This window comes from Micromonospora sp. B9E7, from assembly GCF_039871815.1.
Lineage (GTDB): Bacteria > Actinomycetota > Actinomycetes > Mycobacteriales > Micromonosporaceae > Micromonospora.
Window position 1 is genome coordinate 62,293 of record NZ_JBDPLX010000015.1, and the last position, 18,181, is coordinate 80,473.

The 18,181-nt window shown below is 71.8% G+C and carries 18 protein-coding genes and 1 riboswitch; of the genes, 8 read left to right on the forward strand and 10 right to left on the reverse strand.

The genetic code is table 11. The annotated features are described in order from the left end of the window. Nucleotides 1–9 precede the first annotated feature (9 nt). Nucleotides 10–648: a TetR/AcrR family transcriptional regulator gene (locus ABGB10_RS22640; protein ID WP_347662898.1), complete on the reverse strand. Its 639-nt coding sequence runs from the start codon at nucleotides 646–648 to the stop codon at nucleotides 10–12. Between the two features lie 178 nt (nucleotides 649–826). On the opposite strand from ABGB10_RS22640, the gene ABGB10_RS22645 reads away from it, so the two are divergent. The 4 genes from ABGB10_RS22645 to ABGB10_RS22660 all read left to right on the forward strand — a co-directional run bounded on the left by ABGB10_RS22645 (nucleotide 827) and on the right by ABGB10_RS22660 (nucleotide 5,888). Next, complete coding sequence (locus ABGB10_RS22645) at nucleotides 827–1,720, forward strand: ABC transporter permease (RefSeq protein ID WP_347662899.1); 894 nt, start codon at nucleotides 827–829, stop codon at nucleotides 1,718–1,720. A gap of 34 nt (nucleotides 1,721–1,754) precedes the next feature. Further along, nucleotides 1,755–2,531 (forward strand): ABC transporter ATP-binding protein, encoded by a 777-nt coding sequence (locus ABGB10_RS22650; protein ID WP_347663021.1) that lies wholly within the window; start codon nucleotides 1,755–1,757, stop codon nucleotides 2,529–2,531. Nucleotides 2,532–2,666: 135 nt separating this feature from the next. Further along, nucleotides 2,667–4,184: a bifunctional cytidylyltransferase/SDR family oxidoreductase gene (locus ABGB10_RS22655; RefSeq protein ID WP_347662900.1), complete on the forward strand. Its 1,518-nt coding sequence runs from the start codon at nucleotides 2,667–2,669 to the stop codon at nucleotides 4,182–4,184. Nucleotides 4,185–4,217: 33 nt separating this feature from the next. Then, complete coding sequence (locus ABGB10_RS22660) at nucleotides 4,218–5,888, forward strand: CDP-glycerol glycerophosphotransferase family protein (protein WP_347662901.1); 1,671 nt, start codon at nucleotides 4,218–4,220, stop codon at nucleotides 5,886–5,888. 4 nt (nucleotides 5,889–5,892) lie between these two features. On the opposite strand, the gene ABGB10_RS22665 is transcribed toward ABGB10_RS22660, so the two are convergent. Beyond that, complete coding sequence (locus tag ABGB10_RS22665; protein ID WP_347662902.1) at nucleotides 5,893–6,684, reverse strand: alpha/beta hydrolase; 792 nt, start codon at nucleotides 6,682–6,684, stop codon at nucleotides 5,893–5,895. 94 nt (nucleotides 6,685–6,778) lie between these two features. On the opposite strand from ABGB10_RS22665, the gene ABGB10_RS22670 reads away from it, so the two are divergent. Continuing rightward, nucleotides 6,779–7,813: a hypothetical protein gene (locus ABGB10_RS22670; protein WP_347662903.1), complete on the forward strand. Its 1,035-nt coding sequence runs from the start codon at nucleotides 6,779–6,781 to the stop codon at nucleotides 7,811–7,813. A 67-nt stretch (nucleotides 7,814–7,880) separates the two neighbouring features. Here ABGB10_RS22670 and ABGB10_RS22675 read toward each other — a convergent pair whose 3' ends face one another. From ABGB10_RS22675 to ABGB10_RS22690, 4 genes are all read right to left on the reverse strand, one after another. Continuing rightward, a complete protein-coding gene (locus ABGB10_RS22675; protein WP_347662904.1) occupies nucleotides 7,881–8,723 on the reverse strand; it encodes a C39 family peptidase in 843 nt (280 codons plus the stop codon). A 234-nt stretch (nucleotides 8,724–8,957) separates the two neighbouring features. After that, nucleotides 8,958–9,098: riboswitch (cyclic di-AMP (ydaO/yuaA leader) on the reverse strand. Between the two features lie 284 nt (nucleotides 9,099–9,382). Beyond that, nucleotides 9,383–10,153, reverse strand: a complete 771-nt coding sequence (locus ABGB10_RS22680) for a hypothetical protein (protein ID WP_347662905.1) — start codon at nucleotides 10,151–10,153, stop codon at nucleotides 9,383–9,385. A 124-nt stretch (nucleotides 10,154–10,277) separates the two neighbouring features. Further along, nucleotides 10,278–10,664: a hypothetical protein gene (locus ABGB10_RS22685; RefSeq protein ID WP_347662906.1), complete on the reverse strand. Its 387-nt coding sequence runs from the start codon at nucleotides 10,662–10,664 to the stop codon at nucleotides 10,278–10,280. Nucleotides 10,665–10,758: 94 nt separating this feature from the next. Continuing rightward, nucleotides 10,759–11,967: an acyltransferase gene (locus ABGB10_RS22690; protein ID WP_347662907.1), complete on the reverse strand. Its 1,209-nt coding sequence runs from the start codon at nucleotides 11,965–11,967 to the stop codon at nucleotides 10,759–10,761. A 299-nt stretch (nucleotides 11,968–12,266) separates the two neighbouring features. Here ABGB10_RS22690 and ABGB10_RS22695 point away from each other — a divergent pair, with 299 nt between their 5' ends. Further along, the gene (locus tag ABGB10_RS22695; RefSeq protein WP_347662908.1) at nucleotides 12,267–13,430 is read left to right on the forward strand and encodes a glycosyltransferase; all 1,164 of its coding nucleotides are present in this window, start codon (nucleotides 12,267–12,269) and stop codon (nucleotides 13,428–13,430) included. A 133-nt stretch (nucleotides 13,431–13,563) separates the two neighbouring features. Next, nucleotides 13,564–14,616: a pseudaminic acid synthase gene (pseI, locus tag ABGB10_RS22700; protein ID WP_347662909.1), complete on the forward strand. Its 1,053-nt coding sequence runs from the start codon at nucleotides 13,564–13,566 to the stop codon at nucleotides 14,614–14,616. 235 nt (nucleotides 14,617–14,851) lie between these two features. On the opposite strand, the gene ABGB10_RS22705 is transcribed toward pseI, so the two are convergent. The 4 genes from ABGB10_RS22705 to ABGB10_RS22720 are packed head-to-tail and all read right to left on the reverse strand — an operon-like array spanning nucleotide 14,852 to nucleotide 17,567. After that, a complete protein-coding gene (locus ABGB10_RS22705) occupies nucleotides 14,852–15,331 on the reverse strand; it encodes a hypothetical protein (RefSeq protein WP_347662910.1) in 480 nt (159 codons plus the stop codon). After that, nucleotides 15,315–16,061, reverse strand: a complete 747-nt coding sequence (locus ABGB10_RS22710; RefSeq protein ID WP_347662911.1) for an SDR family NAD(P)-dependent oxidoreductase — start codon at nucleotides 16,059–16,061, stop codon at nucleotides 15,315–15,317. Before ABGB10_RS22710 ends, ABGB10_RS22705 begins: the two co-directional genes overlap by 17 nt. After that, on the reverse strand, nucleotides 16,054–17,319 hold the full coding sequence (locus ABGB10_RS22715; RefSeq protein WP_347662912.1) for an AMP-binding protein: 1,266 nt from the start codon (nucleotides 17,317–17,319) through the stop codon (nucleotides 16,054–16,056). Before ABGB10_RS22715 ends, ABGB10_RS22710 begins: the two co-directional genes overlap by 8 nt. Continuing rightward, entirely contained in the window at nucleotides 17,316–17,567 is a 252-nt protein-coding gene (locus ABGB10_RS22720) for an acyl carrier protein (RefSeq protein WP_091401397.1), read from the reverse strand. The genes ABGB10_RS22715 and ABGB10_RS22720 overlap by 4 nt, the downstream gene beginning before the upstream one ends. A gap of 100 nt (nucleotides 17,568–17,667) precedes the next feature. Here ABGB10_RS22720 and ABGB10_RS22725 point away from each other — a divergent pair, with 100 nt between their 5' ends. Then, nucleotides 17,668–18,177, forward strand: a complete 510-nt coding sequence (locus tag ABGB10_RS22725) for a GNAT family N-acetyltransferase (protein ID WP_347662914.1) — start codon at nucleotides 17,668–17,670, stop codon at nucleotides 18,175–18,177. Nucleotides 18,178–18,181 lie beyond the last annotated feature (4 nt).

An 18,181-nucleotide genomic window follows, 5' to 3' on the forward strand; every position in this document is an offset into this window, starting at 1 on the left:
GGTGCCTGGTCAACCCGCGATCGGGGCCGGCCGAGGGCGGGGCAGGGCACTGTCGGCGCCGAGCCCGGCGGCCACGGATTCGACCAGGTCGTCGAGGTACCCGTCGGTGAGGGGAAGACGGGCGATGGCGAGCCGCCAGTAGAGCGGACCCACGATCAGGTCGACCGCCGCGTCCGGGTCGGTGTCGGCGGGCAGCTCGCCGCGCTGCACCGCACGGGTGACCAGGCGACCGCCGATCTCCTGCTGGCGCGCGTGCAGCACCCGGCGCAGGGTCTCGTCGATGCTCGGGTTGCGGGCGGCCTCGGCCAGCAGGTCGGGGATGATCTGCGACGCCAGCGGGTGCCGCAGCGCGTGCGCCACCGCCTGGAACAGCAGGGCGAGGTCACCGCGCAGGGTGCCGGTGTCCAACGCCGGCAGCTTGCCGTGTGCCGCCGAGGCGACGATCTCCAGCACCAGGTCGTGCTTCGAGCTCCACCGGCGGTAGATCGCCGTCTTGCTGACGCCGGCCCGCCGGGCCACCGCCTCGATGGAGAGTCGGCCGTAGCCGACGGCGGCGAGCTCCTGCATCAGCGCACGCCGGATCGCTGCGGTGATCTCGTCGCGCAGCACCGCCGCTCCGGCCGGGGCCCGCCTCTTCTCGGTCGTCATCCAGGGCTCTTATCGCAGGTCACGGGGACCAGAGTAACGCAACGACGATACGGTTGCGTCCCGACGTGTTTCGGACTACTGTCCTCGCAGCGACGAGGCGGCGCCCCGCGCACATTTCCCACTAGGATCCCATCGTCGCGAGCCACCCCGTCTGCACAGAGATCGGAGCGCCATTTCCATGGCCACCACCGCGCTGGTCGACCCCGACACGGGCCTGACCCAGGCGCAGCTGGCCGCTCGACACGGGCTACGGGTCGCCGGTGAGCGCCCCAGCGTCGTCGAGTACAGCCGCCGACTATGGGCGTACCGGCACTTCATCGCCGCGTACGCCAACGCCAAGCTGGTCGCCTCGTACAGCAACGCCAAGCTGGGTCAGCTCTGGCAGGTGCTCACCCCGCTCACCAATGCGGCGGTCTACTACCTGATCTTCGGGGTGGTGCTGGCACAGAACGACATGCCGAACTACATCGCCTACCTGACCACCGGGCTGTTCATCTTCAACTTCACCCAGAGCGCGGTCCTGACCGGCACCCAGGCGATCAGCAGCAACCTGGGGCTGATCCGGGCGCTGCACTTCCCCCGGGCCAGCCTGCCGCTGTCCACCACGTTGACGCAGTTCCAGCAGCTGCTGGCGTCGATGGTGGTGTTGATCGGCATCGTGCTGGTCACCGGCGAGCCGCTCACGCTGGAGTGGTTGCTGCTGGTGCCGGCCCTGTTCCTGCAGGCGGTGTTCAACGCCGGCGTGGTGCTGCTGGTGGCCCGGATGGGCTCCAAGGCGAGTGACCTCAAGCAGGTCATGCCGTTCGTCCTGCGCACCTGGATGTACGGCTCCGGCGTCCTCTACAGCGTCAGCCTCTTCGAGCGGCTGCCGGCCTGGGCGACGACGTTGGTGCAGTACAACCCGCTGCTCGTCTACATCGAGCTGGCGCGGTACACGCTGCTCGAGGAGGCACCGCTGCTCAACGAGTCGCTGACTCAGCTCTGGCTGGTCGGCGCCGGGTGGGCGCTGGTCGCCGGGGTCGGCGGCTTCATCTACTTCTGGCGCGGGGAACAGGAGTACGGCCGTGGCTGAGCACTTCGACACGCCCACCGAGGCGAGCGCGACGATGACGTCGACGCAGGAGCGCATCCCGACCGTCGTCGTGGACGACGCGCACATCATCTACCGGGTGCACCAGGGCGCCGGCGGCGGCACCACGCCGGTGGCCGCGCTGCGTCGGCTGGTCAAGCGCACCTCCGCCCCGAACATCCGGGAGGTGCACGCGGTCAAGGGAATCTCCTTCACCGCGTACCGGGGCGAGGCGATCGGGCTGATCGGCACCAACGGCTCCGGCAAGTCCACCATCCTGCGGGCCATCGCCGGCCTGCTGCCGGTCAACCGGGGCGCGATCTACACCCAGGGGCAGCCGTCGCTGCTGGGCGTGAACGCCGCCCTGCTCAACGACCTCTCCGGCGAGCGGAACGTCACCCTCGGCTGCCTGGCCATGGGCATGCATCCCGATGACGTGGCCAGGCAGGCCGCCGGGATCATCGAGTTCTCCGGGATCAACGAGCGGGGCGACTTCGCCAGTCTGCCGATGCGGACGTACTCCTCCGGCATGGCGGCCCGGCTACGGTTCTCCATCGCCGCCGCCAAGAAGCACGACGTGCTGCTCATCGACGAGGCGCTCGCCACCGGTGACAAGGGCTTCCGCAAGCGCAGCGAGCAGCGGGTGCGGGAGTTGCGCGAGGGCGCGGGCACGGTGTTCCTGGTCAGCCACCAGCTCTCTTCGGTACGGGACACCTGCGAGCGGACGATCTGGCTGGAATCGGGCGTCCTGCGGATGGACGGCCCCACCGACGAGGTCGTCCGCGCCTACGAGGCGTACGCGAACAGCAAGTAGCACCCTCGGCATCGACACGACGCCACGGACCGCGTCGCCCGCGTTGGGGCGGCGCGGTCCGCGCGTTAAGGTTCATCCCGTCGCCGCTCGGGCGGAACCTTCCGTTTACGCATCCCTGAGAGTGAGGATCCGGCAATGACGCAGGACCAGACCACTGGCCCGGACGCCGAAGCGGAGACCCCGACGCCGTGGCGGCCCTCGCGGACGGTGGCCGTGGTTCTGGCCGGCGGCACCGGGACGCGGCTGGGCCTCGGCATCCCGAAGCAACTGCTGAAGATCGCCGGCAAGCCGATCATCGAGCACACCCTGGCGGTCTTCGAGGCGGCACCCGAGATCGACGAGATCATCGTGCTGATGGCGTCCGGCCACGTCGACGACGCCCAGCAGATCGTCGAGAAGGCCGGCCTGCGCAAGGTCACCAAGGTGATCGAGGGTGGTGACACCCGCAACACCACCACCCGGATCGCGCTGGACGCGGTCGGTCCGGAGGACTGCAACATCCTCTTCCACGACGCGGTGCGCCCGCTGCTCAGCGGACGGATCGTGCGTGAGTGCGTCAACGCGCTCTGGACCTACGACGCCGTGGACGTGGCCATCCCGTCCGCGGACACGATCATCCAGGTGGACGACAACGACTGCATCACCGACATCCCGGTGCGGTCCCGGCTGCGCCGGGGGCAGACCCCGCAGGCGTTCCGCTCCCCCACCATCCGTGAGGCGTACCGCATCGCCGAGGGTGACCCGAACTTCGCCGCCACCGACGACTGCGGCGTGGTGCTGCGCTACCTGCCCGGCACCCCGATCAAGGTGATCGACGGCTCGGACGAGAACATCAAGGTCACCCACCCGGTCGACGTACACCTGGCCGACAAGCTCTTCCAGCTCGCGGCGGCGCAGGCACCCCGGCTGACCGACCACCGCAGCTACAGCGAGGAGCTGACCGGCCGCACCATCGTGGTGTTCGGCGGCAGCTACGGCATCGGCCACGAGCTGACCGAGCTGGCCCGTCGCTTCGGCGCCCAGGTCTTCCCGTTCAGCCGCTCCAGCACGGGCACCCACGTGGAGCGGGCCGAGGACGTCGAGGCCGCGCTGACGACCGCCTTCGAGGCCACCGGTCGGATCGACCACGTGGTGGTCACCGCCGGGATCCTGGAGCGGGGCGCCCTCGCCGAGATGGACGAGGAGACCATGGACCGGCTGCTCCAGGTCAACTTCGTCGGCCCGGTGACCATCGCCCGTCAGGCCCTGCCCTACCTGCAGCAGACCAAGGGTCAGCTGCTGCTCTACACCTCCAGCTCCTACACCCGGGGGCGGGCCCGCTACGCGCTCTACTCGGCCACCAAGGCCGCCCTGGTCAACCTCACCCAGGCGCTCGCCGACGAGTGGGCCGACGTCGGCGTACGCGTCAACTGCATCAACCCGGAGCGGACCGCCACCCCGATGCGGACGCGGGCCTTCGGCGAGGAGCCGGAGCACACGCTGCTCGCCGCGGAGGCCGTCGCCCAGTCGTCCCTGGACGTGCTGATCTCCGACCTGACCGGCCAGGTGATCGACGTACGCCGGGCGCCCGGGGACGGGCCCACGCCGAGCGTGCCGGCGCAGGCCGGGCCGGGTCAGGTCGAGGCACCGGCCGACGTGGCGTCGGCCAACTGACGCCCACGGCTGCGGAACCACGAACGGAGCGACATGCGCGGCGACCTGGTCCGAAAGTTGGCTGCCCGCTGCCTGAGCACCGGGTTGGCCGTCCTGGCCTTCGTCGTGCTGGCGCTCACCGACGCCACCGGTTGGGGCCTGGCGTTGGCCGTCGCGGCCGTGGTCGCCTCGGCTGTCGAGCAGCGCATCCGGCCCGGCGCTGACCTCGTCGCGGAGACGACGCTGATCGCCGCCGCGGTCCTGGTGGGTTACTCGCGGCGGCTGGACGACGGGTTCGACCTGGCGCTGGTCGCCACCGCACTGGTCATGCTGGGGCTGGTGCTGCTGGTGGGGCCCCTGCGTACCGCCGGCAACCTGGAGATCCGTTCGGCGAACCTGCCGGTTCGCGCCTGGACGCCGTTGGTCGCCGACCAGCTCGGCACCGCGCTGCTCGGGCTGCTCACCGTGGTGGCGCTCGCCGCCGCGCTGACCCTGCCGGCCGTGGTGCCACTGGTCGCCAGCCTGCTGGTCGGTGCGGGTGCCGGGGCGGTCGCGCTGGACCTGGCCCGGCGGCGGTTCCGGCCGGGCGTCGGCGGTGGGGCGGTGGGCCGCGCGCTGCGTCGGCACCAGCCGGAGTTCGTGCTCTACTTCTCCGCCCCGCCCGGCTCGGAATACCAGGTCACCATGTGGCTGCCGTACCTGCAACGGATCGGCCGACCTTTCCTGGTCATGCTCCGCGAGCCGGAGTTCCTGGCCCCGATCGCGGCGGCCACCGACGCTCCGGTGGTCTACTGCCCCACCCTGCGGGCCATGGACGAGGCGCTGGTGCCGAGCATTCGGGCTGCGTTCTACGTCAACCACGGGGCGAAGAACAGCCACTGCATCCGCTTCACCCAGCTCACCCACGTGCAGTTGCACCACGGCGACAGCGACAAGGCGCCGAGCGCCAACCCGGTGTCCGGGATCTTCGACCGGATCTTCGTGGCCGGCCCGGCCGCGATCGACAGGTACGCCCGCGCCGGGGTGCAGATTCCCGCGGACAAGTTCGTGGTGGTCGGCCGTCCGCAGGTCGAGTCGATCGAGGTACGCCCGGAGCCGGCGCGGGGCCTGGCCCACCCCACCGTGCTCTACACGCCCACCTGGACCGGGCACCACGCCGACGCTGACTACTGCTCGCTGCCGGTGGCCGAGCAGCTGCTGCGTCGGTTGCTCGATCGCGGCGCGACCGTGATCCTGCGGGCCCACCCGTACACCGCGCAGAACCCGGCGTCGGCGCGCCAGTTGGGCCGGCTCACCGAGTTGCTGGCTGCCGACCGGGCCCGCACCGGCCGGCAGCACGTGTTCGGCGCGGCGGCCCGGGAGCTGAGCCTGACCGAGTGCGTCAACTCCTCCGACGCGCTGGTCTCCGACGTGTCCGGGGTGATCTCGGACTACCTCTACTCCGGCAAGCCGTACGCGCTCACCGACATGGGCGGCGAGGACGACCGGTTCGTGGAGCGCTTCCCGCTGGCCGGTTCGGGTTACGTGCTGCGTCGGGACATGTCCAACCTGGACGGTGTGCTGACGGACCTGCTGGACACCGACCCGCTGGCCGAGGCGCGCTGGGCCACCCGGCGCCGTTACCTCGGCGACTTCCCGGCCGAGTCGTACGCCGAGGCGTTCCTCACCGCCGCCCGCCGGGAGCTGACCCCGACGCAGGAACTGGCCGCACCCGCACCGGTGTAGCTCTTCACCGGTACGGGTCGAGCAGTGCCAGCACCGCCGCCGGGTCCTGCACGTGGGCGTTGTGCCCGAGGCCGGGCAGCGTGGCGACCGGCACCCCGTACTCCTTGAGCTGTTCGTCGGTGACCATCGGGTCGTGTTCCCCGCGTGCCAGCAGCACCGGCACGTCGGTCGCCGCCAGCAGGGCGGTCAGGTCGGGCTCGCCGACGGCGAAGGCGGTCGGGTCCATGGCGAGGCGCCACCGGCCGTCCACCTGGCGCAGCCCGGCGTCCACGACCGGGTCATCCGGCGGGACCAGCCCGACCAGCCCGGAGACGCGCAGGTAGCGGCGGGCCGCCTCGGCGCGGGTGGCGAACCAGCTCACCGGGCGGGCGGCCAGTTCGGCGGCGCGGGTCAGCTCCACGGGCGACCAGACCGCCTTGATGCCCAGCCCGACCACCGCGTCCACCGGCGTCCCGGCGGCGCGGGCGGCCAACGCGAGGCCGACCACCCCGCCCAGCGAGTGCCCGAGCACGACGAGCCGGTCGCTGGCCGCCAGGCCGTGCGCTATCCGGTCGGCGAACCCCGCAAAGGTGTACGACGGCAACGGTGCCGCCCAGCCGTGGCCGGCGAGATCCGGTGCCAACCACCGCCCCGCCCAGCGCTGCTCCAGCAACGGTGCCCACGGCAACCAGACGTCCCCGGTCGTGCCCATCCCGTGCAGGAGCAGCAGGACCCGCCCACGACCGGCTTGACCACCCGATTCATCCACCACGGCCGCAGTCTCCCACGGTTCACGGCCCGGTACGAGAGTCGTCATCCACGCCACCGACGCGACACGAAGATCCACTGTAGAGTTCGGCGCCTCGACGGGGAGAGTCATCTGTCGATCCCGTCGCGGAGAGGAGTCCACAGTGCTCACCAGGCATCGATCAGCACTTGTCGCGGCCCTGGCGGTCGTCGCGCTCGGCACGGCCCTGAGCGCCCCGGCGCTCGGCACACCCCCGAGCGGCCCTGCGCGGACCGCCGAGGCGGCCGACCGGGTCCTGCGGGTCTACAACAACAACATCGAGAACCTGGTGGTGAACAACTCCGACGGGAGCTGCACCCGCATCTCCGGGCCGGACCACCTTACCTCGATGCTGGTCGACGACGCCGGCCGCACCGGCACCACCGGCGTGGTCGCGCCCGACATCCTGATCGTGCAACAGGTACGCGGCACCGGCCAGGCCGAGGCGTACGCCGACCAGTTGTCGGCGAAGTTCGGTTACCCGGCGGGCAGCTACGGCGCGATCGTGGCGTGGAGCGACCCGGAGCCGTGGGGCAGCACGCACAAGTGCAGCTCCCAGTCGCTCGGGGACCTCAAGAAGAAGCAGACCAACGGCATCATCTGGAACAAGCGGACGCTGAGCCTCGCCAGTGGCGACATCTCGAAGTACTGGAGCGCGGGGTGGCTCAAGCCGGGCACGGCGTACGCCGACGGCGCCGGATGCACGCTGTACAAGCCGCCGAACAGCGACCCGGACAGCACGGACTTCTACAAGTGGAAGCGGACCAGCGCCATCGCGGCCCGGTTCACCATCAAGGCGACCGGCACGAGCGTGTTCGCCGCGACCATGCACCTGCCGCAGGAGAACCGGCAGAACGCCTGCGCCGGCGACGGGGACCCGGGCATCGCCGACAGCGGCATCCACCTCGGCGCGGATGCGACCAGCCTGCTGAACGCCTCCACGATCCGCGTCGTGGGCATCGACGCGAACCGCACCGGCATCGCCCCAGGCACGCTGAGCGGCTTCGGCATGACCGGCTACGGGTCGAGGGCCACCAGCGGCTCCAGCAAGATCGATTATCTCTTCGTGAAGGGCAGCGTGCAGTCGTCCACCATCGACCACACGGTCGGCGGGACGAAGTCGAACCACCTGGCGCTGTACGGCTTCATCGCCTACTGACGGCACAGACGCCGCGGGCGCCGGCCCCTTGTGGGGGACGGCGCCCGCGGCGGTCAGCGTGCCTGGGTCAGGCGGAGTAGCCCCGGCTGGCGATCCAGTTGGCCAGGTCGATGGTGGTGATCCAGTACGACGGGTCGGCCGCGTTCGCGGAGTCGGCGATCCGGACGGTGCGGCCGTTGTCCTTGTAACCCACGACGGCGATGTAGTGCCCGCCGCCGTAGGAGTGCCAGCCGCCGTCGGTGTCGACGGCGTCGCCGACGACGTTCGCGACCACGCCGCGTCCGTCGGTGATGGCCTTGACGACGTCGGCCTGGAGCCGGTCCATCTGGGCCGGGCTGGGCGCGCCGGCGAACATCCGGGTCCGGTACGGGGAGCCCTTCACCTCGGCGTTGAGCACCCGGGTGGTGTCCTCGGCCGAGTTGGTGCCCATCTCGGTGGTGCCCAGCTCTGCGCCGAGCTCCTCCTGGGTGCGGTCGATGCCGGTGGCGCTGAGCGCGTTACGGGTGGCCGCCGGGCCGCAGTTGTAGTACGTGTTCTGCGCCTCGTAGTCGTAGTCGAGCACCTTGGTCGCGGGTGGCTTCGGCGGCGTCGGCTTACGGGTCAGGTCGGGGTTGGCCTTGGCCGCCGGAGACGCGGCGCTGGTGGCCGGAGCGGCGGTGGTCGGCGCGGCGCTGGCCGACGGGGACGCCTCGCGCACCTCGCCACGGGAGGCGGCGACGTCGCTGCGCATCTCGGCGACCGTGGTCGCGGTGCGCTGGCCGGCGGGTGCGTCGTCGGCGGTGGTGAGCAGGGCGCCGGTGGTGGTGGCGATCGCGAGGGCCGCGGCGGAGGCGGCAACGATCTGGTACGGGCGCTCGGTGGCGAAGCGGCGGAGCTGACGCTGCAGGGTGTGCTTCACGGGGTCCTCCACGGATCGGGGGGGAGAGCGGCACACCGGCGACCGGACCGGTATCCGGGCAAGCGCCAGCGCGCGGACCGTGGTCCGCGGATGGTGAACCGCTCAGGGGAACGCCCGGCGCGGCCGGGCGGTTAGGCGATGACCCGGGGGGTCAGCTCACCGTCACTGGACGAATGAGCGGGGGCACCGCTGCGCCGTGGAGGCGAGGGAACAACCGAGGGGTGGAAAGGTGCTGCACGAGGATGGAACTCCTTCCGACACCGCCTACCGGGTTAGCTGACGGATTCGGGCGGGAAGATCGCCCTACCGCGGGCCATGCTCGCGGATTCACCCCGGACTTACTGATGGGTCCCCGGTTCGTTCATCACGATTGAGCGGGTCGGCGCGGCGTCGCCTCTTGCGATCGGTTACCGCACCGGACGGGACGACACTACTGGCCCGTCCGCACCCTGCCAAGCCAGCTTCACCTGCGTAAACCCAAATCGTGGCGGCAATTTCTGCGCGTATTGCCGATGACGTGACTCGATGGGACAAGCGGATGCGGTGACGCCTACGGGCGACAACCGGACAGGCCGCCGAGAATGCGACCAGAATCACCGGAAGAATCGTGCCGATCGCGCCGGACGCCCGATTCCCCGTCGACGTGAGCCGGCTCACGTCACGGATCGGGCTCAACTCACGCGGGCCGGCCGCCACCGTGCCACGACCGCCGGTCGGAACGCACCGGTCACCGCTCGTCGCGCGGGTAGCGGGTTCGGTCGCAGCCGGGCCGCCGCCGCGTAGGCCTCCGTGGCAAGGACGCGCGCCGAGTCGGCAGCCAGTTCCGCGTCCCGCCAGGCAGCCCGCTCCCGGGCCGCGGCGGTCTCGTAGTCGGCCAGCCTCGCGTCCCGGATCGCCCGACTGAGCAGCACCTCCTGCTCGACCGGGTGCCGCCGGGGGTCCCAGCCGCGCCGGTGCGCGAACACGTCGCCGAGCTGCGTCATGGTCAGGTCGCCCCGCCAGTACGCCGCCATCGCCGCCCGGTGCAGATAACGCTCCCGGGCGGCGTACTCGGCCGGGGTTCGGGGGGTGTGCGGGGTGGGCAGCGCCCCGGCACCGGCGAAGCGACGGGCGGCGGCGTCCGCCTCGTCGTAGCCGCCCCAGGCCCGCTCCATCTCCTCCTGAGCGGTCAGCCAGGCAGCACGTCGCCGCTGGGCGGTCCTGGCCGCGCCGGCTGCGGCGACCGCCACCTCCTCGGCGTACCGGCGCCTGTCGACGGCCTCGGCGGCGGCCACCTCCCGAGCGGTGGGGGCGGCCAGGTGCGGATCGTCCGAGGGCCGGTCCCGTTCGGGGCGGGCCACCAGCAGGGCGAGGACGCCCAGGGCAAGCAGGAACAGGGTGGACCAGATGGCGGCGGCCTGCGGCACCTCGGTCACGAACTGGTAGAAGACAGCGGTCTCCATGGTCGGCACCTCGGGGAGAGAGCAATGCGATGGGGAGCCGCACCGGCCACGGCGGAGCACGGGCCGGTGGGGCGCGGAGTTGGTGGGTCGACAGGCGCGGCGGCGGGACGCTCGTCCCGATGACTCAGCGCCCGGGTGGCGCCCGGGGTGCCCGGCTGCTCGGGTCGTGGGCGAGGGGCAGCCGGTCGGCCCCGGCCGCGCGCACCGGCAGCGGGCCGCTCGTGACGGTGGCCTGGTCGTCGGGCGGCGCGGGTCGCGCGTCGACCGACCACGTCGCGGAAGACTCCTCGACGGGGCTCTCGGTCGCCGTCCGCGCCTCGTGCACGGCCTCCTGCGCGGAGGTGGACGGGCAGGTCGCCGGAAGTGCGCTGAGGGCGAACGGAGTTGGCACAGCCGCCGAGGCCGGGCCCGCGCCGAGCGCCAGGGCCGCGACGACGGCGAGGCTGGTCAGCACCCGCGTCGCCCAGCGCGCCACCCACCACAGCGGACAGGTGAACGCGACCGGAAGCACGACCCCACGCTACCGTCGGGCCGACCTCAGCGCACCGACCACGGGCGTGTCGCCGCACGCCGCGCCGGACCCCCACTGAGCAGGGTGGACGGTGTCAGCGCGAGTCGACGTACGTTGATCGACCGCTGGCCTGCTCGCCCTCGCCGGCCGCGTCGGCCTGCGCGCCGACGGCGTCGGGTTCGGCCGCGCGTTGCCGGGGGACAGGCGTCGGACGGGCCGGGCGGCGCGGTGCGAGTCGACGCATCATCGGCATCTCGACGAAGCGGTGCAGCAGCCCGGCGAGGACCAGGTTCACCACCAGGAAGCCGAGCACCACGACCGGGCCGCGCCAGCCCGTGAAGCCGGTCCCCCAGTCACCACTCCAGCGCAGCACGCTGGTCATCACCAGCACGTGGACCAGGTAGAAGGCGAAGGAGACCTCCCCGAGCCAGACCAGCGGCCGGGACCGCCACGGGGACCGCTTGTCCCGCACGTCGGCGTCCGCGGCGGCGGTGATCACCAACAGGTACGCGACCGCGAGCAGCGTGGTCCACCACTCCGCGGGGATCCACTGCGCGGCTGCCACCCAGGTGCCCACGAAGATCACGCTGGCGACGGTCAGCCCCGGGCCGCGCCAGAGGCTCCGGCGCATCAACTCGGCCGCCACCGCACCCAGCCAGAACTCCAGCGACCGTACGGGCGGGAAGATCTGGGTGAACCACCACCGGCTCGCCTCCGGCACCAACTGCTGGGCGGGCCAGAGCGCGAGGATCAGCAGCGGCAGCGCGACGATCAGCACCCAGAGCAGCTTCGGACGGGCCCGGCGCAGCAGCGGCAGCGCCAGCGGCAGGCACAGGTAGAAGAAGAACTCGCAGGAGAGCGACCAGCTCACCGTGTTGACGCTGTAGAACCAGCCCATTCGGGGGTCCCAGGCCTGCAACAGCAGCAGGTTCTCCAGCGCGACGGCCGGCAGGACCGGGTCGGCGAACCACCAGGCGACCAGCAGCGCCGCTCCCCACAGCACCAGGTGATTCGGGTAGATCTTGGCAACTCGACGCCGCCAGAAGGTGCGCCGGGAGTCGCCCGTCCGGGCCGACCAGACCAGCACGAATCCGCTGAGGATGAAGAAGAACTGCACCCCGGACAGGCCGAGGGTGAACAGCGCGTCGACCACCGCCTTGTAGTCCGGCTCGGCGATGATCCGCATGGTGCCGGCGTGGAAGCCGAAGACCAGCAACGCGGCGATCCACCGCAGCCCGGTCAGCGAGGGCAGCCGGGCGGGCGCGGCGGGCCGGGCGGTCGACACCGCAGCGGCGCTGGTCATGCCGGGATCCCGAAACTCGGCAGGGTCACCAGCACGTCCGTATCCTCCTCGGCGCGGCGTCGGACGGCGCGACGGCGACGCCCGCGACGGCCCGGCAGGGCCGCACCGAGGCACCCTACCGGGTCACTCCCGGGTGAACCGGACGCGTCCCGCCCGCCGACGGCGCCGTGGGCCGTCGGACTGGTGAACTGTGGGCCGGCCGCCGTTAACCTTCCGCTCCGCGGGAGTTCAGGGACTCCACCATCGGCGGTCACGTCAGGTTCCGGGTTCGGCCACCCGGACCGTCAAAGGTGGCGGACGTGGTCAATGAGCCGACGCACGCACCGCTGCTGAGCATCGTCGTGCCCGTCTACGGCGTCGAGGCGTACCTGTACCAGTGCCTGGAGTCGATTCGGGCCGACATCCCGGCGGGCGAGTCGGACGCGGTCGAGATGATCGCCGTCGACGACGCCTCCCCGGACGGCTGCGGCGACATGCTCCGCTCCTATGCCGCCGGCCGCGACGGGGTCCGCGTCGTGCACCTGAGCAGCAACGTGGGCCTGGGCCTGGCCCGCAACGCCGGGCTCGACGTGGCCACCGGCCAGTACGTCTGGTTCGTCGACAGCGACGACTGGTTGCCGCCGGGCACGATCCCGGCGGTGCTGGACCGGCTACGCCAGCACCAGCCCGACGTGCTGATGCTGGACCACCTGCGGGTGCACGAGGACGGTCGGCGGGAGGTCGACGCGAGCAGTCACCTGCTGCGCGGCATCCCCGGCGTGACCCGTCTCGACGACCAGCCGCAACTGCTGCGGGTGCAGCACACCGCCTGGAACAAGGTGGTCCGGCGAGACTTCCTGGACCACCTGGAGCTGCGCTTCTTCCCCGGCTGGTACGAGGACATCCCGTTCAGCCACCCCCTGCTGATCGGCGCCGAGAAGATCTCCGTGCTGGACCGGGTCTGCTACCTGTACCGGCAGGGTCGGCACGGCGCGATCACCTCCACCCGTAGCGGCCGGCACTTCGACGCGTTCGCCCAGTACGAGCGACTGTTGGACTGGGTCGCCCGCAAGCACCCGGACGAGCGGTTGCAGGCCGAGCTGTTCCAGCTGATGATCAACCACTATCTGGTGGTGGTGGGCAACGACGGCCGGCTGCACCCACACCTACGGCGGGACTTCTTCCACCGGGCCGCCGAGCACTACCGCCGCTACCTACCCACCGGCGGCTATCCGCTGCCCTCGGGCGTGACCGGGCTCAAGCACCGCCTCGTGGGGCGCGGTGACTGGCTGGCGTACTCGGCTCTGCGCCAGGCGCACCGGGTCGCCGGTCGTCTGCGTCGCCCCGGCCCGGCGGGCGGCGTCGACACCGGCACGGTCACCGCCGACGACGACCCGGGTCGAGGGGCGGGCGCCGCGACGACGGACGAGGGCGTCACGATCACGCAGCGGCGCGACGCGCTGGCGGGGAGCCGCCTGCCGTGACCGCCTCCACCGCACCACACGCCGGGAGCCGGGTCGGCTCCCGGCGCCCTGGTTTTCCAGGTCGTCCACCCGCCGGGCGGGCGACGACAGCACCACCGCACCCCGGTGCGGGCGTACCTGAGCAGAGGTCGGAATGACGGCGACAATCAAGATCGGACCGCACGCGGTCGGGGCCGGGGAACGACCGTTCGTGGTCGCCGAGATGTCCGGCAACCACAACGGCGACCTGAACCGCGCGCTGGCCATCGTCGACGCGGTGGCCGAGAGCGGGGCGCACGCGCTGAAGCTCCAGACGTACCGGCCGGACACCATCACGATCGACGTCGACACCCCGGCGTTCCGGATCTCCAGCGGGCACGAGTTGTGGGGCGGGGAGAACCTGTACCGCCTCTACGAGCGGGCGCACACCCCGTACGAGTGGCACGCCCCGATCTTCGAGCGGGCTCGCGAGCGTGGTCTGACCGTGTTCTCGTCTCCGTTCGACGCGACCGCCGTGGAGTTGCTGGAGTCGCTGGACGCGCCCGCGTACAAGATCGCTTCTTCGGAGTTGGTGGATCTGCCGCTGATCCGGCTCGTGGCCGGCACGGGCAAGCCAATGGTGATCTCCACGGGGATGGCGACGGTCGCCGAGATCGACGCCGCGGTGCGGACCGCCCGGGACGGTGGCGCGGCGGGCATCGTCCTGCTGGCCTGCACCGCGTCCTACCCGGCGCCGCCGGCCGACAGCAACCTGCGCCGGTTGCCGGTGCTGGCCGGCGCGTTCGACGTGCCGGTCGGGCTGTCCGACCACACGCCCGGCATCGGGGTGGCGGTCGCCTCGGTGGCGCTCGGCGCGTGCTTCATCGAGAAGCACGTCACGCTGGACCGGGCTGACGGCGGCGTGGACTCGGACTTCTCGCTGAACCCGGCGGAGCTGACCGCCCTGGTCGCCGAGTCCGGCCGCGCGTACGCGGCGCTGGGTGGCACCGCGATCGGCCCGACCCCGGCCGAGCGGGAGGGGCTGCGGTTCCGCCGTTCGCTGTTCGTGGTCGAGGACGTGCGGGCCGGTGACCCGGTGACCGCCCACAACGTCCGGTCGATCCGACCGGCGGGCGGGCTGGCTCCGGTGGAGATCGACCGGGTGCTGGGCCGCACCTTCACCACCGACGTCCCTCGCGGCACTCCCCTGAGCTGGGATCTGATCTGAGCGTCGGCGCGGGCTGGGCTGAGCAACGGGTGCAGCCCAGCCCGCGCTGAGGCGAAGCGGAGCGGCCCGGTGAGGCGGAGCGGCCCGGTGAGGCGGAGCGGCCCGGTGAGGCGGAGCGGCCCGGTGAGGCGGAGCGGCCCGGTGAGGCGGAGCCTGCCCCACACATGGGGCAGCTCGACAGGCACCACCTGAACCGGCGCCACGCCGACCGGCGCGCACGGCGGCGAGTCGCCGCCTAGCGGTCCAGCCGGGTCGTCGTCGAGGCGGAGGCGGGTACGGGCACGAAGCCGGTCGCGGGGCCGAATCCGACGGTGACCACCAGGTCGGTGGCCAACCGCAGGGTTCGCCAGAGTGCGCCGCCGTGCGCCGGAACGCCCAGCCCGTGCCAGCGCCACCAGGTCGCGATCGGCACGTCGGCCAGCTTGCAGCAGCACTCGGCGCGGGTCCACCGGGCCCAGAAGTCACCCGTGCCGAACCGGCGGGCCAGCGCCGGCGGCACCGGGGCGTCGGCGCGTTCCGCGTCGATCGCCACCCGCCACCCGGGCGTCGGCGGGCCGTACCAGCCGACACAACGACCGTCGTCGAGGTGGCTACGGGTCACCGCGTCGGCCAGGGCGGCCGGTGACCCGATGCGCAGGTGCCGCTCGGCGGCGGCCAGCAACCCCGGCACCGGACGCGGCCGGACCAGCCGGTCCAGGTCAGATGGCGGCGGCACCGTCCACCACGATGACCTGGCCGTTGATGTTGGTGTGCTCGCGCAGCAGCATCCGCACCACGGGCGTGACCTCCTCCGGCTCGGTCAGATGACCGGTCGGGGTGCGGCGCACGATCTGGTCGAGTTGGGTCGGGCCGAGCACGGCGGACATCTCCGAGGCGAAGAAGCCGGGGGCGACCGAGTTCACCAGCATCCGGCCACCCAGTTCGCGAGCCAGCGAGCGCGTGGCGGCATCCATGCCGCCCTTGGTGGCCGAGTACGCGACGAGGCCCGGGAAACCGCGCTGCCCGCAGATCGAGGTGATGTTGACGATCCGCCCGCGTAGTCCCTTGGCGAGCATCCGGCGGATCACCAGCCGGGTCAGTTGCAGCGGGGCGGTCAGGTTGGTCTCGATGATCCGGGCGATGTCGTCGGTGGCGGTGTGCGCGTGCAACGAGTCCTGCCCCATCGCGGCGTTGTTGACAACACCGTCGATCGGGCCGAGACGCTGTTCGGCATCACGGACGAAGCTCTGCGCGGCGCGCAGGTCGGTGACGTCCACCGAGCCGACATGCACCCGGTCGGGGTGCTCGGCGGCGAGCTTCTCCAGCTCCGGGGTGACGGTACGGGCGAACGCTGCCACCCGTACGCCGGCATCGAGCAGGTCGGTGACGATGGCCAGGCCCAGCCCCCGGGAGCCGCCGGAGACGAGGACCATGGAGCTGGGTGGGACGAGCTGGGTGTCAGACATCGCTCTTCAGGGTCTCCTTGACGGGAATCTCGGTCAGCAGGCGGATCCGACGTGGCACCGCGTGCTCGGGAAGCCGGTCGGCGCACCAGCGGACCAGCTCGGCCTCGTCGGTTTCCGACTGGTCGGCGGGGGCGAGGACCACCTCGGCGACCACCATCCGGCCGAGCACCGGTGCGCGGCGGCCGGTGACGCGGGCCCAGGCCACCGACGGATGCTCGGCCAGCACACCGCGGACCACGCCGGCGGAGACCTTGCTGCCGCCGACGTTGATCTCGTCGGAGTCCAGTCGGCCGGTGATCAGCACCCGGTCGTCGTGCACCTGCACCCGGTCCCCGGTGCGGACCGGGCCGGCCAACCCGGCCCCGTGGAACGGGGAGGTGACCACCAGCTCGTCGTCCACCACGGAGAGCGTCGGCCGGCCCGGGGTCTCCCGGTCCAGCCAGTCGACCGGGAACCCGGCCCGCCCGTCGTGCACCACAATGGACGCCCCCACCTCGGAGGACGCGTAGATCCAGGAGATCCGGGCCGCGGGGAAGACGTCCCGGAGCTGGTCTAGGATCGCCTGGTCCACCGGCTCGCCGCCGAGGGTGATCTGGCGCAACGGCACCCGGGCCAACGCGGCGGCGTCGCGGTAGAGGGTGCGACGCCAGAAGGTGGGGGTGCCGGAGGCGGCGTCGACGCCGTGCGCGGCGGCGATCGTGGGCCAGTCGTCCAACTCGTCGGGCTCGACCACCACCAGGTGCTGACCGGGCTGGGTCAGCGACAGGGTGACGACCTGCCACCAGGCGTACGTGCCGGGGGCGTACGGGCAGAGCCACGTCCGATCGGGCTGGTCGGCCCGCACGGTGGTCAGCGTGTCGAGGGTGTGCCCGACCCGCTTGGGACGCCCGGTCGAACCCGAGGTCAGCAGCCAGAGCCGGCCGGTCTCGGCGGCTCGCGGCCGGGCCGGGACGCTGGGGTGCGCTCCATCGCCGTCGAGGACGCTGACGGTGAACCCGGCGTCGAGCAGCTCGGTACGCATCGCCGCGTCGACCCGACTCGCGGTGCTCAGCAGCAGCTCGGTGCCGTACACGGCGTGCTGTCGGGCGGCGGCGAGCGCGTGCACGGCGGAGTGGGCGAGCACCGCGGCGGGGTCGGGGAGCGTCGGCAGCGGCAGCGTGCGCCAGGTCAGCGTGGCACCGCCGACGACGAGCCGGTTGTCGACGCCGGCCGGCTCCGGGCCCGCCGGTGTGGGGTGGCCCGCCGTCGCGACGGTCACTGGTGCTGCAGCTCGACGAGGAAGTCGAGCACGTCTCCGACGGTGGCGATGCGGCGCAGGCCGGGCGCGTCGAAGTTGAGCTCCTCCCCCGTCTCGTCCTCCACCCGCAGGGCCAGCTCGGAGAAGTCCAGCGACCGGAAGCCGATCTCCCGCAACTGCGCCGCGTCGTCTGCGGGCAGCTCCTTGTCCTGGTTCTTCAACACCTGAGCCATGAGGTCGCGAATCTGTGCGCGACTCAATTCGTTCATGCGCCGGAGTCTACAACCCAACGAATGCATATCTGATTTGCCGGTGGGCCCGGGTAGGGTGCCGAGACCGAGCGTGAACAGATAAGAAAGCGAGAGGCACGTGCTGCGCGAAGCGACAGCGGACGACGTTCACCTGATGTTGTCCTGGCGTAATCAGGAAACCAACCGTCAGGTCAGCAAGACCAGCCACGAGATCACCGCCGAGGAGCACGCCCGGTGGTGGTCGGCGGTCCGCGACGACCCGTCCCGGCGGGTGCTGATGTACGTCCGAGACGACCTTCCCTGCGGGGTGGTCACCTTCTTCGACCTGCGGTTGGAGGGCCCACGGACGGGGGCGTGGGGCTTCTACCTGGACGCCGACGGGCTGGACGGGCGGGGCGAGACGCTGCCCGCCTGGCTGGGCGTCATGCGGGAGGCCGTCGAGTACGCCTTCGACGGCCTGCACCTGGACCGCCTCGACGGTGAGGTGCTCGGGCACAATACCGTCGTACGACAGATGAACCGGCGTTTCCGATTCGTCGAGGGCTCCCCACGACAGGAGCTGTCCGACGGTCGGGAAATCACTGTCATCCCGATTTCCCTGGCCCGGGCCGACCGCCGCCAACGCTGATTGC

Bases quoted from the DNA above. Each gene is read 5' to 3' on its own strand.
- ABGB10_RS22640 (WP_347662898.1), bottom strand. From the start codon at position 648: ATGACGACCGAGAAGAGGCGGGCCCCGGCCGGAGCGGCGGTGCTGCGC.
- ABGB10_RS22645 (WP_347662899.1), top strand. From the start codon at position 827: ATGGCCACCACCGCGCTGGTCGACCCCGACACGGGCCTGACCCAGGCG.
- ABGB10_RS22650 (WP_347663021.1), top strand. From the start codon at position 1,755: ATGACGTCGACGCAGGAGCGCATCCCGACCGTCGTCGTGGACGACGCG.
- ABGB10_RS22655 (WP_347662900.1), top strand. From the start codon at position 2,667: ATGACGCAGGACCAGACCACTGGCCCGGACGCCGAAGCGGAGACCCCG.
- ABGB10_RS22660 (WP_347662901.1), top strand. From the start codon at position 4,218: ATGCGCGGCGACCTGGTCCGAAAGTTGGCTGCCCGCTGCCTGAGCACC.
- ABGB10_RS22665 (WP_347662902.1), bottom strand. From the start codon at position 6,684: ATGACGACTCTCGTACCGGGCCGTGAACCGTGGGAGACTGCGGCCGTG.
- ABGB10_RS22680 (WP_347662905.1), bottom strand. From the start codon at position 10,153: ATGGAGACCGCTGTCTTCTACCAGTTCGTGACCGAGGTGCCGCAGGCC.
- ABGB10_RS22690 (WP_347662907.1), bottom strand. From the start codon at position 11,967: ATGACCAGCGCCGCTGCGGTGTCGACCGCCCGGCCCGCCGCGCCCGCC.
- pseI (WP_347662909.1), top strand. From the start codon at position 13,564: ATGACGGCGACAATCAAGATCGGACCGCACGCGGTCGGGGCCGGGGAA.
- ABGB10_RS22710 (WP_347662911.1), bottom strand. From the start codon at position 16,061: ATGTCTGACACCCAGCTCGTCCCACCCAGCTCCATGGTCCTCGTCTCC.
- ABGB10_RS22720 (WP_091401397.1), bottom strand. From the start codon at position 17,567: ATGAACGAATTGAGTCGCGCACAGATTCGCGACCTCATGGCTCAGGTG.